Source organism: Alkalihalobacillus alcalophilus ATCC 27647 = CGMCC 1.3604 (genome assembly GCF_000292245.2).
Lineage (GTDB): Bacteria > Bacillota > Bacilli > Bacillales > Bacillaceae_D > Alkalihalobacillus > Alkalihalobacillus alcalophilus.
On the sequence record NZ_ALPT02000015.1, the window covers coordinates 51,633 to 67,129 of the forward strand.

The window sequence follows — 15,497 nt, forward strand, 5'->3', positions numbered from 1 at the left end:
TGCTTGATGATATGGCCATTCTCAATCAGCTATTTCTAACTCAGAAGAACCTTCTTCTTCACTTTGTTGGTTATGGAACTAAATAGGGAGTTGCCACCTATTCTTTTCCTAAGTCTGCAGCAATGAAAAGACATGATTCCAATCGAAACCAGCTCGATCATCTAGCTAACGTACGTTGAAATCATGACTGTTTTTTTATTCAAGGAGAAAACCGAACCTAGATTCGATTCCATTATCTAGCGGACAAACAGACACGGAGACTCCCGCAGGAATAAACCGTCCAATGAGACCCCGCAAGCGTGCTGAGGAGGCTCATGAGGTTCCTGCAGGACGCGGAGTGTCTGTTTGGGAGCGACCGCCGGAGGGCCTATTATTTTTTTCTTGATGCGAAAGTTGAGTAATTATTCTAAATTTTCCAAGTGCATGAACCTACACTAAATAAGCTTAAATGATACCTAATTTTATTGCCCTAAAACGCTTAACTGCCGTTTCAAAGACGCCCTTCATGTTGGTTGACGATTTTACATAATTTGACGTCATCCGATCTAGAGATAATTCTCCTCATTCTATGTATAATAAGAAACGGAGAGGGTGGTTTGATGGAACAAGAATCAACAAATGAATCAACTTTATTTGATTACGATTTAATCAGAAATGACTTGCTGCACGAACTTTTAGGGACCGAGCATGATCAAATTCTCTATTGGGGAGGAAAGTCATTAGCGCGAAAACATGTCTTACATACTATAGATGAAATCATTCATTTTTTTGAAAAAGCAGGTTGGGGCACTTTAGAAATTCAAAAAAATAAGGCCCAAGCAAAAATATTGGAGTTACACGGTCCTTGGATGGGTAAAAAGGATCCTCGTTGCTATCAACTTGAAGCAGGCTTTTTAGCCCAACAAATTGAACAAATGCAGCAACAAATAACGGAAGCCACATATGAAAAGAAACGAAAACAAGTGACATTCCAAATTCATTCTGATAAATATGATCGCACCGAGCTTGATTAATGTAAAAAAACAGACCACTGTGAGGACTACCATTCTCATTCAGTGGTCATTCTTTTTATACTGCCGGTTCAACTAATTCTTCTGCTAATTTAAATGCTTCATGTAACGCTTCAACAGCTAAAACCATATCATCTTCTGAAACGACGGTTGATACTTTAATTTCGGACGTACTGACCATTTTTATCGCAATTCCTTCTTCTGCTAATACATCAAACATTTGTGCCGCTACTCCAGGATTAGATACCATACCTGAGCCGACAATTGAAACTTTTGCCAATCCTGTTTCATACTGAACATTCTCATATTTTAAGTCATTTTGAGCCTTCTCTAACGCGACTAACGTATCTTTTAATGTCGATTGAGTGACTGTAAAGGAAATCGTCACATGCTCGGCATCCGTTTCATTTTGAACAATAATGTCAACATTAATAAAATGCCTTGATAACGTGCTAAATAATTTAGCTAATGTATTCATCTCATTTGGTAAACCTGCTACCGTTACTTTAGTTACATCATTTTCAAAAGCAATTCCTCTTACAATCAACCCTTTTTCCATCGATACTTCCTCCTCAATCAAAGTTCCTTCCTCTTCCACCATACTTGATGCTACCAGTAAAGCCACATCATAGTTTTTAGCAAATTCAACCGCCCTCGGATGTAACACTCCGGCCCCGAGCTGAGCCATTTCAAGCATTTCATCATAGGAAATAGAATGAAGCTTCCTTGCTGTCTTCACATAACGTGGATCCGTTGTATATACACCTGTAACATCCGTATAGATTTCACAACGTTCTGCATCTAATGCAGCAGCTAGAGCCACGGCGGTCGTATCGGAGCCACCTCTGCCAAGGGTAGTAATTTGTGCATCTTCGGAGAGGCCTTGGAAGCCAGCGACAATGACCACTTTCCCCAGTCTTAATTCAGCTTCCATTCTCACTGTGTCAATATGAGCAATTTGAGCATTTCCATGATGGCTATCGGTTTGAATTCCAGCCTGCCAACCAGTAAAGGAAATCGCCTCTAGCCCTCTTTGCTGTAACGCCATCGTCAACAAGGAGATCGTGACTTGCTCCCCTGTTGATAACAGCATATCCATTTCTCTTTTGGTTGGGTTATCCGTTAATTCGTTTGCTAATTGTAAAAGTTGATCCGTTGACTTCCCCATTGCTGAGACAACGACAACAAGTTCTTCCCCTTTTCTTTGGGCTTGCTCAATTCTTTTAGCCACATGTTGAATTCTCTCTACGGTTCCAACGGATGTGCCTCCATATTTTTGTACGATTCTCGCCAAATTCATTCATCCTCTCTCTTTTCACACGAAAAAGGCTTTGTTGGACGGACAATAAAAAAAGCAACTTAAAGGAAAATACCTTCACGTTGCTTGTCATACATAGCCGTACCACACTGCTCCCTTTATCCACGTGAGATAGTTCTCCACATAACCTTGGGTTTAGTTATGTGACAGCCTTATGCCTCTTAAACATAAGTCCAGCATAAAAGAAAATGAGTTCCTTTTACACTTCGGCGAATTCCCCTTTTAAGTCTCTTCCTCAGACCTCATTGTCCTCCGAAACTCTACTATTGGTTTTCGCGCCTCTACCATCACTCCTTAATAAAGAAGTATGGCTTATTTAATTAGTTAAAAGTGTAGCAAATTTCTATCGCTTTAGCAAGGTCAAAATTTAGCTTTCTTTTGAATTTTCTTTTTCATGTAAAGCTTGATAAATACTTTCGGCGACACCTTGTGGAATTCCACTTAATGCTAACTCCTCCACTGTTGCTTCCTTCATTTTTTTGAGTGATCCAAAATGTTTTAAAAGCTTGTTTTTTCGTTTCTCACCAACTCCAGGAATATCATCTAGCACGGATTGAAAAAACGATTTCGAACGGGTTTGGCGATGGAAACTTAAAGCAAAACGATGAACTTCATCTTGAATTCGTTGCAAAAGGTAAAATTCATGACTATCTCTTTTTAATGGCACAATTGTTGGAGGATCGCCGATTAGCAATTGGGAAGTACGATGCTTTTCATCCTTCGCAAGCCCACATACAGGAATAGTCAAATTAAGCTCATTTTCCAATACATCTTGAGCGGCTGCAATATGACCTCGTCCTCCATCAATGACAATCAAATCAGGAAACGGAAGCTTTTCACGGAGCAAGCGTAAATACCTTCTCCTCACGACTTCACGCATAGAAGCATAATCATCTGGTCCAACAACGGTTTTGATTTTATATTTGCGATAATCTTTCCGACTCGGTTTCCCATCAACAAATGACACCATCGCTGAAACGGGATCTGTTCCTTGAATATTGGAATTATCAAAGGCTTCAATTCGATACGGAGGTTTAATTTGTAACGCTTGTCCTAAACGTTCCACTGCTTTAACGGTACGTTCCTCATCACGCTCAATTAAAGCAAACTTATCTTTTAAAGAAGCTTTTGCATTTTCACTTGCTAGTTCAAGTAAGTCTTTCTTTTTCCTTTTTTCGGTACACTCACTCTCACTTCTAAAAAAGTCTCAAGAAGCTCTGCATCAATAATATCAGGTACAAGAATCTCCTTTGGTTTAATATGCTCTTTTTTACTATAAAACTGTGCAATGAATGTCAGAATATCTTCTGGTGCGTCTTTATAGAAGGGGAAAATCGAGACATCACGTTCAATCAACTTCCCTTGACGTACGAAGAAAACTTGAACACACATCCAACCTTTATCATAGGAAAAGCCAAACACATCACGATCAACGCGGTCATTGATCGTCATTTTTTGTTTCTCCATTACCGTTTCCATATAAGCAAGTGTATCGCGTAACTCCTTCGCCCGTTCAAAGTTTAATTCTTCTGAAGCCTGCATCATCTTCTCCGTAATTTGTTGTTTTACTTCATCATGACCAGAACGAAGGAATTTAGTAATATTTTGGACGAGCTCTTGGTTCGTTTCTTTTGCTACATCGTACACACAAGGTGCTAAACACTGACCAATATGATAATAAAGGCAGACTTTATCAGGTAACGTCCGACATTTTCTTAACGGGTACAAACGATCAAGCATTTTTTTTGTTTCATTAGCAGCTCCTGCATTCGGATAAGGGCCAAAATATTTCCCCCCATCCTTTTTAACTTGCCGTGTAGTAATAAGACGAGGATGCTCCTCATTTGTAATTTTTAAATAGGGATAAGATTTATCATCCTTCAGCATGACATTGTATTTAGGATCATGCTTTTTAATTAAATTCAATTCTAAAATCAAGGCCTCAATGTTTGATGAGGTCACAATATATTCAAAATCAGTAATCTCACTAACAAGCCGCTGTGTTTTTCCATCATGCGAACCAGTAAAATAAGATCGAACTCGATTTTTGAGCACTTTTGCTTTACCAACATAAATGATCGTCCCTTGCTCGTCTTTCATCAGATAACAGCCAGGCTGATCAGGTAGAATTGCTAGCTTCTCTTTTAATTGGCTCATATCCTTCTCCCACTTTCTAATGACTATTCCTTTTAGTTTACCATGTCTTTCAAGGATTTGCTTTGATTTGAGAATGGGACAATTGAACTTATAAACAGCAAAAAACCCCACATCAAAAAATGCGGGGCTAACAACACCTTTTGATTATAGGTGCTTGTTGATTAACTCTGCTAGAGCTTCTTTTGGTTGGAAACCAACTGTTTGGTCTACTACTTCACCGTCTTTAAATACGAGTAAAGTTGGGATGCTCATGACGCTATACTTACCAGCTGTTTCTTGGTTTTCATCCACATCTAATTTCACAATTTTTGCTGTATCGCCGATTTCAGCATCTAATTCTTCAAGTACTGGTGCAATCATTTTACAAGGTCCACACCATGGTGCCCAGAAATCCACTAAAACGACACCTTCACTTGTTTCATTTGCAAACGTTTGATCCGTTACATTAACAATAGCCATTTTATATAGCCTCCTTCATTTCAAAACAAATTCTTTTTACATGATGATTATAACATTAACAATTAGCATGTGGCGAATGAGATGCTTACTTTTTTATTTTAACCTTTCTCTCCACAAATTATGTTACCTTTTGCTTCCCTTACCGAGTTAATATCTCTTTAAATGCTTTTGTTAACAAAGGCACAACTTCAAATAAATCTCCAACGATTCCATAATCAGCTATTTCAAAAATAGGGGCATCAGGATCTTTATTGATGGCAACGATTGTTTTAGACTGCGACATGCCGGCTAAATGTTGAATCGCTCCAGAAATTCCGACCGCAAAATAAATCGTTGGTGTTACAATCTTTCCTGTTTGACCAATTTGTAAGCCGTAATCGCAATAACCAGCATCACAAGCAGCACGAGAAGCTCCAACTGCTCCTCCTAAAAGGGTAGCGAGCTCTTTTAAGGGGGCAAAACCCTCGACACTTTTTACCCCTCTTCCTCCCGCGACGACAATTTTTGCTGCACTTAAATCTACTTGTCCGCTCATCTTTTCTGCTGTCTCTTTCACAACCGTGCGTAGTTCTTTTATATCCACTTTTAGATCAACAATATTCGTACACCTATTTTTTTTCAGCGGTTGATGTTGTTTGATAAAATTATTCGGTCGAATTGTTAAAAAGGAAGGCATAGTGGAGACACTCTTTTTTTCAAATGCTTTTCCAGAATAAATCGGTCGTATAAATAGCGTCTGCTGTTCATCTTGTTCAAACGAGGTAATATCAGATATAAGTCCTGCACCGAGTTTCATCGCAACACGCGGTGACAAATCTTTTCCGAGTGCCGTATGCCCCATAATCACTGTACAAGGCTTCTCCACCTCAATAATTTGTAACAGTGCTTGGCGATACGCGTCAGTAGTATATTCCTTTAAATGAGGATGAGACACATGAACAACTTTCGTGGCTCCATGTTCAAATAGCTCTTTTGATAAACCGCTTACATCGGAACCTAAAAGGGCAGCCGTTACTTCTCCTCCTTGCTTCATTAATTGATTAGCAAACGCTAAAGCCTCAAAACTCACTTCACGTATCGTTCCATTTCTTACCTCTACAAGAACTAATGGCTTATTAACCATAAAAAGCCCCCCCTAAACCTGCTTCACCATATTACCTATCCATTTCACTAACTGTCTAACTTGGTCTTCCGTTTTCCCTTCTAACACCTTTCCTTTTCCCCTTGGTGTTAGCGTATATTGGAGATGTGTTTTCGTTCTTGCTTCCACCACTTCTACATCTAATGACAAGTCATCAAGTGTAACTTCTTCAATCACTTTCTTTTTTGCCTTCATAATTCCCGGTAAGGTTGGGTATTTTGGTTCATTCAATCCTTGTTGAGCTGTGACTAAAATAGGCAATTCACTCACCAACGTGACTTCATCCCCTTCCACATCTCGAACGACAGTTACCATCCCTTTATCTATCGTTAGCGCTATAATAGCCGTAGCTTGGTGGAGACCTAATTGTTCCGCTAACCTTGGTCCAACCTGCCCAGTTCCTTGGTCAACTGTCATATTGCCACCTATAATTAAATCTGCTTTTTTATCTGCTAAATAAGCAGCTAATAAAGTCGCTGTAGAATGAGCATCCACTTCTACTATTTCTTCTGCCCTTATAAGAACAGCATGATCGGCTCCCATCGCTAAAGCGGTCCTTAGTTGTGTTTTGCACCCCTCTTGACCTACCGTGACGACAGTAACCTCCCCACCGTGTTTACCTTTTTGTATTAAAGCTTCCTCAATCGCATATTCATCATATGGGTTCATGATCATTTTCCCTTCATCATATACAACCTTTCCATCTACAGCTTGAACCCTTTCCTCCGTATCAAAAGTTGATTTTAATAAAACGAAAATTCTCATGATTATCCCCCTATTGACATACCGTCTTATTTATGAATATTCAGTTATTTATCATTTATGAATCTACTTTATAAGTTAAGAAAACTCAGCCATTAACAAATGAAAGTCGGGGCAAAGACGCGAGTTGCACTTATCCATATATCTATCCATTTCTCCTTCCTAGCTCAGCCTCACATAGAGACAACAAATTAATTTTCATAAAAAGAAACAGGAAGATCACGCCTCCCTGTTTGCCTCAACTTTCTCTTTCTCCATTTTGTTCTGTTCTTCTTCAATAAGTACGCGACGAAGAACTTTACCAATCAAAGTCTTCGGTAACTCATCTCTAAACTCATAAATACGAGGAACCTTGTAAGCGGCAAGATGTTTTCGACAATGTTCATCTAATTCCTTCTCGGTTGGATTATACCCGTCCTTTTTAACGACAAACGCCTTCACCGTTTCGCCACGGTACTCATCCGCCACACCGATAATCGCCACATCTCCTACTGCCTCGTGTTCAAATAAGACCTCTTCAATTTCACGTGGATAAATATTAAAACCACCAGCAATAATCATATCCTTTTTCCGATCAACGATATAAAAGAATCCTTCTTCATCCATATAACCCATATCCCCAGTTAAAAGCCAATCACCTAAGAATGTCTTTTCAGTTTCTACAGGATGATTCCAATACCCTTTCATCACTTGTGGACCTCGTACGGCGACTTCCCCGACTTCCTTTACATCTGCTTGCTCCCCATCAGGTTTAATAATCGCTACCTCTGTATCAGGCCAAGGCACCCCAATACTTCCACTTTTTCTCTTACCCCAAATAAGATTGGCTAATGCAACAGGTGCTGTTTCGGTCAATCCATAGCCTTCAACTAATTTTCCACCGGTTACTTTTTCAAATTTTTCTTGTGTATCAAGTGGTAAGGCTGCGGCTCCACTTATACAAGCCTTTATCGATGATAAATCATAGTTATCTTTTGTTGGATCAAGCAAAATAGCTCGGTACATAGTAGGAGCCCCTGGGAAGAGGGTGACCTTTTGTTTATCAATTGTTTTTAAAACATCCTTGACATTAAACCTTGGCAAAAGAACACTTGTAAAGCCATTCATAACAGCTAAATTCATGACAACGGTCATCCCATAGACATGGAAGAATGGTAGGGCCGCAAGCATTTTTTCTTTTCCTTCTTCCACATTATAAATCCAGCTCTTACATTGGAATGTATTTACGTATAAATTACGATGGGTTAACATTACCCCTTTTGCTAGCCCGGTTGTCCCACCTGTGTATTGAATAAGGGCTAAGTCTTCAGCCGGATTAAGCGTCACGTCAACCTTATTCTCACTTCCAGCTTTTAACCATGGAAGAAACTCCAACGTTTGCTCATCGTACTCAATACTTGTTAAAGTAGGATTCTGTTTTTTCTGGACAAATGGGTAAAGTAAGTTTTTAGGGAACGGTAGATAATCCTTTATTCCTGTTACAATTACATGTTCCAAAGATGTTCTGGAGCGAACCTTTTGAACCCTTGGAAACACGAGATCCAAACAAATCATTACCTTTGCACCAGAGTCGGTCATTTGATGCTCCAATTCTCTTTCCACATACAATGGATTCGTCTGGACGACAATGGCACCTGCCATTAAGGCACCATAATAACTAATCATCGATTGAGGACAATTCGCGAGCATTATTGCAACACGGTCACCTTTTTTTACCCCTAATGAGATTAATTGATTAGCACATTTCTTTGCTTGTACATGAAGCTCTTCAAAAGTTAATTTTTTACCGAGAAAATGAATGGCCTCCGTATTTGGAAACTTTGTTGCCGTTCTTTCTAAACACTCGTGCAATGAAATGTTTTCATACTCTAGTGTTTTAGGTACTTCTTCTGGATATTGAGCAAGCCAACGTTTATCAGTCGTAAGCATTTCGTCCTCCTTTCAAAGATCATAACAAAGTCGTTCTATATCTATTTTATTGCAAACGCTTTCAGAAATGAATAACTTAAATGAACTTTTCTGAATTTTCGTTCGACAACAATAGACAGACCATTCTGTCATATGACAAAATACGACAAAATCCATCCGTTTTTCTCACGATTCTACATATTATGTGTTCGATTTATTATATTCTTGCATGCTTCGACATTTACTAAAACGAGAGCCATCATTAAATAAAAAGAGACTATTATAAAGTGAGCGATAGGCAGGAGCGAGAGAAATGGGAGCGATGCACGCGTTGGTGAGCGTACAACTGGCTAGATAAACGATTTGCTGGCTTCATTGACGGGTTTTGATTCCCTTTATGGCTTTTCGCAACTGGCTTTGGGCTTCATTGGGTCCTTTTTCAACAAGTCACAGGCACTTGTCGAATCTTAAGTCCGCTACGTTCTATTTTCTATCCAGAAAAGCAAAAAAATCGCTCTTTCTTTTAGAATGGAGTTACCATACCACATTCCAAAAAGAGGGGCGATTTTTATAAAAAGACTACTTTCCAAGATTATTACAGGAACCTACTCTATCTCCCTAAAACGTACAGACTGACAAAAACTAAAAACGAGACTTCAAGATTTATGAATGTGATTACCTAGCTAACCTCATTTAAAAATACGTCGGCTTCTTCTAATGAAAGGCTTTTTTAGATTAGTTCCTTTTAGATTAGGCAATAAAAAAGAGGTAGATAAAACCAGCAATAAAAAAGAGAACACAACAGCCAATTAAAATTTTAATTAAATTTTCCACAATACAAACTCCTTACCTTTCCCCAACCAGCAGTAGAGTACCTTTTGAGCATTACCCTACTGACTTATCAAAGTTCTAATTCATTCTGCTCTACATTATAACGCTATGATACTAGCTCCAACAACATAAGAGATACCAACTGACAAAATAAACGAAATTAAGCCAACTGCTTTGTTATTATTAGCAAGTTCTTCATCAACTTTAAAACTAGGACTTAAAAATTCAAAGATGAAATAACTGATTAGCATTAAGACAAATCCGAGTACACTCCAACCGAGCATTGTGAGAATACGGTCAGATTGTTCGATCGAATGACGAAAAATATTAGCGACACCAAAGATTTTTCCAGCCGTTGCTAAAGCGACAGCGACATTTCCTCTTTTTAGCTCTTCCCAATTGCTATAAGACGTAACTAATTCAAAAATAGATAAAAAGACGATAAGAGCAAGCATCGCAATACTATAGTAGGCCACTGTCATCATAATTTCATTTTCTAAAAATAAATCCATTATGCCACTCCTTACCTATTTTAATTCAACGACCGTATTGCCAAGTCCACCTTCATTCATCGCAGCATCTCTAGCTGCTTTAACATGTGGATGTCGTTTCAGTAAGTCCTTCACCCCTTTACGTAAGGCCCCTGTTCCTTTACCATGAATGATTGAGACAGAATGATAACCAGCTAACAAGGCATCATCAATATACTTTTCCACTTTCAACATCGCATTTTCGTAACGTTCCCCACGCAAATCAAGCTCTGGTTTGACATGACTTTCATTCCCACGGACCGTTGTGAGTGGCTTTGTCTCCACTGGTTTAGAGCTTTCAATAAACTGTAAATCATCTAAAGCTACTTTCATTTTCATAATCCCAATTTGGACAAGATATTCTTTGTCATTTACTTTCTCTATAATCGACCCTTTTTGTCCAAAACTTAATACTTTGACTTCATCTCCCGGATGGAGTGTTTTCGCTTGTTGAGCTTGTTTTTTTATTTTCTTCTGTTTCGGTGTTAATTTAGGTGCAGCTTCTTCTAGATGTTTTTTCGCATCAATGATCTCATGCTCCTTGACTGCAAGCCCCTTTTTTTGCATTTCTCGTAGCTCACGAATAATGAACTCCGCTTCTTCTTTTGCTTTAGCAACAGCTACCTCCGCTTCTTCTTCCGCTTGTTTTAAAATCAGCTCTTTTTCTCGCTGTAATTCTTCCATCTGCTTTTGTAAGTCGCGATGAAGTTTCTCTGCTTCAAAACGAATATTCTTCGCTTCTATTTGTTCGGCATCAGCTGATTTTTTACTTTCTTCTAAAGAGACGATCATATTTTCTACTTTATTCGAATCACTATCAATCTGATCTTTGGCACGGTCAATAATCGCCTCACCTAACCCAAGTCGCCGTGAAATCGCAAAGGCATTACTTCTTCCTGGTACCCCAATTAAAAGACGATAGGTTGGTTTTAATGACTGAACATCAAATTCAACGCTCGCATTCATAACCCCTTCACGATTGTAAGCATATCCTTTTAATTCACTATAATGGGTTGTAGCGACAACAGCAGCTCCTCTTTTGTACACATCGTCTAAAATCGCGATTGCTAAGGCGGCCCCTTCTGTCGGGTCTGTTCCCGCCCCCAATTCATCAAATAGAACTAAGCTTTGGAAATCCACCTTGTCTAAGATTTGCACGATATTTGTCATATGTGAGGAAAAAGTACTCAAGCTTTGTTCAATCGATTGTTCATCTCCAATATCAGCAAACACTTGTTTATACACAGCCATTTTTGATTCTTCCTCAACCGGTACATGTAAGCCTGATTGCATCATTAATGTTAATAAACCGACTGTTTTAAGTGTCACTGTTTTCCCGCCCGTATTTGGACCGGTGATAATTAACGAACGAAACTCGCCACCGAGTTCAATATCAATTGGGACAACCTCACCGGCATCAATGAGGGGATGACGAGCCTTCTTTAATAAAACATGGCCTGCTTCATTAATTTCTGGAGAGGTCGCTTTTATCGCATTGGCATAATGGGCTTTCGCAATAATTAAATCTAATACAGCGAGTGTCGAGATATTTGTTAATAGCTCATCCGTTACTTCTGCTACTTGCCTTGAGAGTTCGGCTAAAATCCGATCAATTTCACGGGTTTCCTTAACCTTTGCTTCACGTAGTTGATTATTTAAAGTCACAACAACTTGTGGTTCAATAAACAATGTTTGACCTGATGCGGACTGGTCATGAACAATCCCTCCAAAAGAACCACGATATTCTTGTTTTACGGGAATCACAAAACGATCATTTCGGATCGTAATAATCGCATCTGAAAGCATCTTTTGTGTACTAGATGACCGAGTCATTTGCTCTAATTTTGAACGCACAGATGATTCATAACTTCTCACCTGCTGACGAATCGTGCGTAATGTTTGACTAGCTGAATCTAAAACATGGCCATTATCATCAATACATTGTTTAATTTCTCTTTCTACATCTGTTAATGGATTAATTTGTTCCACATGTTGATAAAGGAGAGGAAGTTCTCTTTCTTCCTCCTCAACTAGATTCGTAATAAATTTCTTTAACTGTCTTCCTCCATAAATGGTGCTCGCGATTTCCATAAGTTCACTTGCTGAAAGAAGACCTCCAATGCTTGCTCGTTTCACATGAGGAGTGATGTCATAAATTCCACCAAAAGGAATCCTCCCTTTAAAGCGAAGAACATTCGCTCCTTCACTTGTCTCCTGTTGCCAGACTAAAACTTCATCTATCTCAACAGAAGGTGCCAATTCCTGAACTTTCTTTCGTCCAAGCGAAGATGAAACATGCTCCACAAGCTGCTGTTTCATCTTTTCGTATTCAAGTACACGCAATACACGTTCCATATGTTTTCTCCTTTATTCGATATCCCAATTTCCTTTTTTATATACGATTATTATCATTAATCGTTTCGTTTAATAAATTGTTTAAACTTTTCTACTGACCAAGTATTCACAATTAAATCGACGTTGGCCAGCCCTTTCACCGCCACACCAACTCCATACTTCATATCATCGAGCATATCAATATGGTGGGCATCTGTATTGATCGCAATCGGCACTCCCAACTCATGAGCTTTTCGTACCCAATGTGACGCCAAATCTAACCTTAATGGGTTCGCATTTAATTCAAGTGCAGTATTCGTTTCCTTCGCGAGCTCTATTAACTGTAAGACATTGACTTGATATCCTTCTCGTCTCCCTAACACTCGTCCAGTTGGGTGAGCGATCATATCAACATGTGGATTAAACAAAGCATTTTTTAAGCGTTCCATAATCATTTCTTCTGATTGTTGAAAAGACGAATGAATCGATGCAATCACAAAATCGATGTTTTTCAAAATGTCATCATCATAGTCCAACGTACCATCTGGTAAAATATCCATCTCAATTCCTGTAAAAATTTCAAAATCATCGTATTTTTCGTTAAGCTTCTTAATTTCTTCATGCTGCTTTAATAAACGTTCAACAGATAACCCATTTGCTACACGAAGAAACTTCGAATGATCCGTAATCGCCATATATTGATAGCCTTTTTGCCGAACCGCTTCGACCATTTCTTCTAACGTATGAGCTCCATCACTTGAAGTCGTATGCATATGTAAATCGGCTTTTATATCTTTAAGCTGTAAAAAACGGGGATTCTTTTTAAAGTGTTCGATTTCACCGTGATTTTCACGTGCTTCAGGTGGAATAAAGGGCAAATCAAAATGAGCAAAAAAAGCTTCTTCCGTTTCAAATGTTTTAATCTCACCCGTTTCTATATTTTCAACACCGTATTCACTAATCTTTTCATTTCTTGATTTCGCCAATTGCCTTAAAGCGACATTATGATCTTTGGAACCTGTAAAATGATGTAGTGTTGTAGGAAATTCCTCATTTTTCACAAGACGGAAATCAACTGAAATTGGGTATTCACCATCAACTTCAATCGAAACTTTTGTATCACCATTGGCAATAACCTTTGATATATTTTCTAATTGCAACAGTTGTTCACGTACTTTATCCGGTTCACTCGTCGCAATAATAAAATCCAAATCTTTAACCGTTTCCTTTAACCGGCGCAAACTCCCTGCTTGCGAAAATCGTTCTACATATTGGAATGCTTCAAGCTGTTTCAAAATCTTCTCAGCCACTGGTAAAACATGCGGAACTGCTAAGCGCTCTGGACGTGTTGACGCCTCTTCAATCGCTTGTAAGATTTTTTCTTCTGTTTTTTTAGCAAAACCAGCTAACTGTTGAACTTGTTTTTCTTCACACGCTTTTTTTAATGTTTCTACATCAACAACTCCAAGCTCTTGGTAAAGCTTACCGATTTTTTTGCCACCAAGCCCTTGAATTTTAAGTAATGGAATTAACCCACTTGGAACAGCCTCCATCAATTCCTCAAGTAACGATGAAGTGCCTGTCTCCTTTAATTCCGTGATTACCTCAGCCGTACCTTTTCCTATTCCTTTAAGTTCTTCAGGTTTACCGATCTCATTTAGTGAACGTTCATCGGTTTCAAGAGCTTGAGCCGCCTTCCGATAAGCCGATATTTTAAAGGGGTTTTCTCCTTTAATTTCTAAATAGATTGCTATTTTCTCTAATATTTTTATTACATCTTTTTTATTCATCATGATCGTTCCTTTCTCTTATCCCCATGATACCGATATTCCAAACTAAAAATCAATCTTTTGGAGTTGAAAAGTAGACCGTTTGTTCATAGAGCCCAACAATCGTTTCTGATAACCAAAGTTTGAAAGGAAGAGTCGGGTTTTGGGATGGTATGAACCTGGGCTCTCTTTTAATTCATTCATCTTCTCTTTAAATAACTTGTTTGAATATAGAAAAACAGAATACCATAACAGTCGTCTGTAAGGCATTCTGCTTAAATCCATCTTTACAGTGTAGTGTTTACCCAAAGTTCACGAATCCACTCTGATAAAAATGGTGTGTTATGAATCATATATTGGGCAACGACCGATGAGTGTAAAAGCTCTTGAACAACTTCTACTTGAATTAATGCCGCCACATTTAACAAAACGAACATGATTAAATAGGCTTCCACCATACATAATAGGCTCCCTAACCAACGATTCAACATTCTTAAAATAGGTAAGTGAGCTACAAAATCAAGCATCGAACCTACAATATGTAAGGCAATTTTTGTTCCAAAGAATAGAATCGCAAAGGCAATCCCTCCGTAATATACACTTTCTGCATCAAATGCCGAGACAATTAACCCAAACGTATTATCACTTGAGAATTGTGGATACGGGATCCATAATCTAATATACGAAGCGAGTACATCATAATATTTATACGCAACAAATATAGACACAAAAAATCCAACTAAATGAATTAATTGTAGGATAAAACCTCTTCTTTGTCCGATAAAAAAACTACCTAAAAGAATTATAAGGATAATAAAACTAAGCATCTTTGTCCTCTCCTGTAACACCTTTTGCGTCTGCTATTTTTTTTAAGAGAGCATCACGCTCTTCTATAATTTTCATATATTCATCGACTACATTCACTGCTGTTAACACAGCTAGTCTCGTCGTATCTAAATAAGGATTTCTTTTTTTATTTCTCGCATTTTTTGGTCTACGCTTTGAGCCACTTCCTTAATATGCGATGGTGGCTCTTTCCCGACAACAGTATAAGCTTGCCCATAGATTGACACGGTTGTCCGTTGCTTTTGTTTATCATCTGCCACCGAAATGCCTCCTGTCTAAAACAACTAACGATTGATTCATTTTAAAATAGTTCAAACCTAACTTATATCATATCACGAAGCATGAATAATGAAAATATCGAGTTTATCATTACAATAAATTACTTTTTTTGTAAGGTAGTCTCTGAACATTTCGCACACACCATTTCGGAGC

10 protein-coding genes, 2 pseudogenes and 1 riboswitch are annotated in these 15,497 nt (G+C 38.4%); of the genes and pseudogenes, 1 reads left to right on the top strand and 11 read right to left on the bottom strand.

Annotated features, from left to right (window positions below):
* Positions 1-599 precede the first annotated feature (599 nt).
* Positions 600-1,013 (top strand): DUF2507 domain-containing protein, encoded by a 414-nt coding sequence (locus tag BALCAV_RS05945; protein ID WP_003324080.1) that lies wholly within the window; start codon positions 600-602, stop codon positions 1,011-1,013.
* 55 nt (positions 1,014-1,068) lie between these two features.
* On the opposite strand, the gene BALCAV_RS05950 is transcribed toward BALCAV_RS05945, so the two are convergent.
* From BALCAV_RS05950 to zapA, 11 genes and pseudogenes are all read right to left on the bottom strand, one after another.
* A complete protein-coding gene (locus tag BALCAV_RS05950; protein WP_040323697.1) occupies positions 1,069-2,304 on the bottom strand; it encodes an aspartate kinase in 1,236 nt (411 codons plus the stop codon).
* 128 nt (positions 2,305-2,432) lie between these two features.
* Positions 2,433-2,620, bottom strand: a riboswitch (Lysine riboswitch).
* Between the two features lie 75 nt (positions 2,621-2,695).
* Positions 2,696-4,485 (bottom strand): annotated as a pseudogene (uvrC, locus tag BALCAV_RS05955) (excinuclease ABC subunit UvrC).
* Between the two features lie 144 nt (positions 4,486-4,629).
* Positions 4,630-4,944: a thioredoxin gene (trxA, locus tag BALCAV_RS05960; RefSeq protein ID WP_003324083.1), complete on the bottom strand. Its 315-nt coding sequence runs from the start codon at positions 4,942-4,944 to the stop codon at positions 4,630-4,632.
* A 139-nt stretch (positions 4,945-5,083) separates the two neighbouring features.
* Complete coding sequence (locus BALCAV_RS05965) at positions 5,084-6,067, bottom strand: electron transfer flavoprotein subunit alpha/FixB family protein (RefSeq protein ID WP_003324084.1); 984 nt, start codon at positions 6,065-6,067, stop codon at positions 5,084-5,086.
* Between the two features lie 12 nt (positions 6,068-6,079).
* Positions 6,080-6,850, bottom strand: a complete 771-nt coding sequence (locus BALCAV_RS05970; protein WP_003324086.1) for an electron transfer flavoprotein subunit beta/FixA family protein — start codon at positions 6,848-6,850, stop codon at positions 6,080-6,082.
* A 216-nt stretch (positions 6,851-7,066) separates the two neighbouring features.
* Positions 7,067-8,776, bottom strand: a complete 1,710-nt coding sequence (locus BALCAV_RS05975; RefSeq protein ID WP_003324087.1) for a long-chain-fatty-acid--CoA ligase — start codon at positions 8,774-8,776, stop codon at positions 7,067-7,069.
* A gap of 908 nt (positions 8,777-9,684) precedes the next feature.
* On the bottom strand, positions 9,685-10,098 hold the full coding sequence (locus BALCAV_RS05980) for a DUF350 domain-containing protein (RefSeq protein WP_003324088.1): 414 nt from the start codon (positions 10,096-10,098) through the stop codon (positions 9,685-9,687).
* 15 nt (positions 10,099-10,113) lie between these two features.
* Positions 10,114-12,471 carry an endonuclease MutS2 gene (locus BALCAV_RS05985; protein ID WP_003324089.1) on the bottom strand — a complete coding sequence of 786 codons (2,358 nt, stop codon included), beginning with the start codon at positions 12,469-12,471 and terminating at the stop codon, positions 10,114-10,116.
* A 56-nt stretch (positions 12,472-12,527) separates the two neighbouring features.
* Positions 12,528-14,246 carry a DNA polymerase/3'-5' exonuclease PolX gene (gene polX, locus BALCAV_RS05990; protein WP_040323690.1) on the bottom strand — a complete coding sequence of 573 codons (1,719 nt, stop codon included), beginning with the start codon at positions 14,244-14,246 and terminating at the stop codon, positions 12,528-12,530.
* Positions 14,247-14,506: 260 nt separating this feature from the next.
* Positions 14,507-15,046: a CvpA family protein gene (locus tag BALCAV_RS05995; RefSeq protein WP_003324091.1), complete on the bottom strand. Its 540-nt coding sequence runs from the start codon at positions 15,044-15,046 to the stop codon at positions 14,507-14,509.
* Positions 15,039-15,325 (bottom strand): annotated as a pseudogene (gene zapA / locus BALCAV_RS06000) (cell division protein ZapA). Before zapA ends, BALCAV_RS05995 begins: the two are co-directional and overlap by 8 nt.
* Positions 15,326-15,497: the final 172 nt, after the last annotated feature.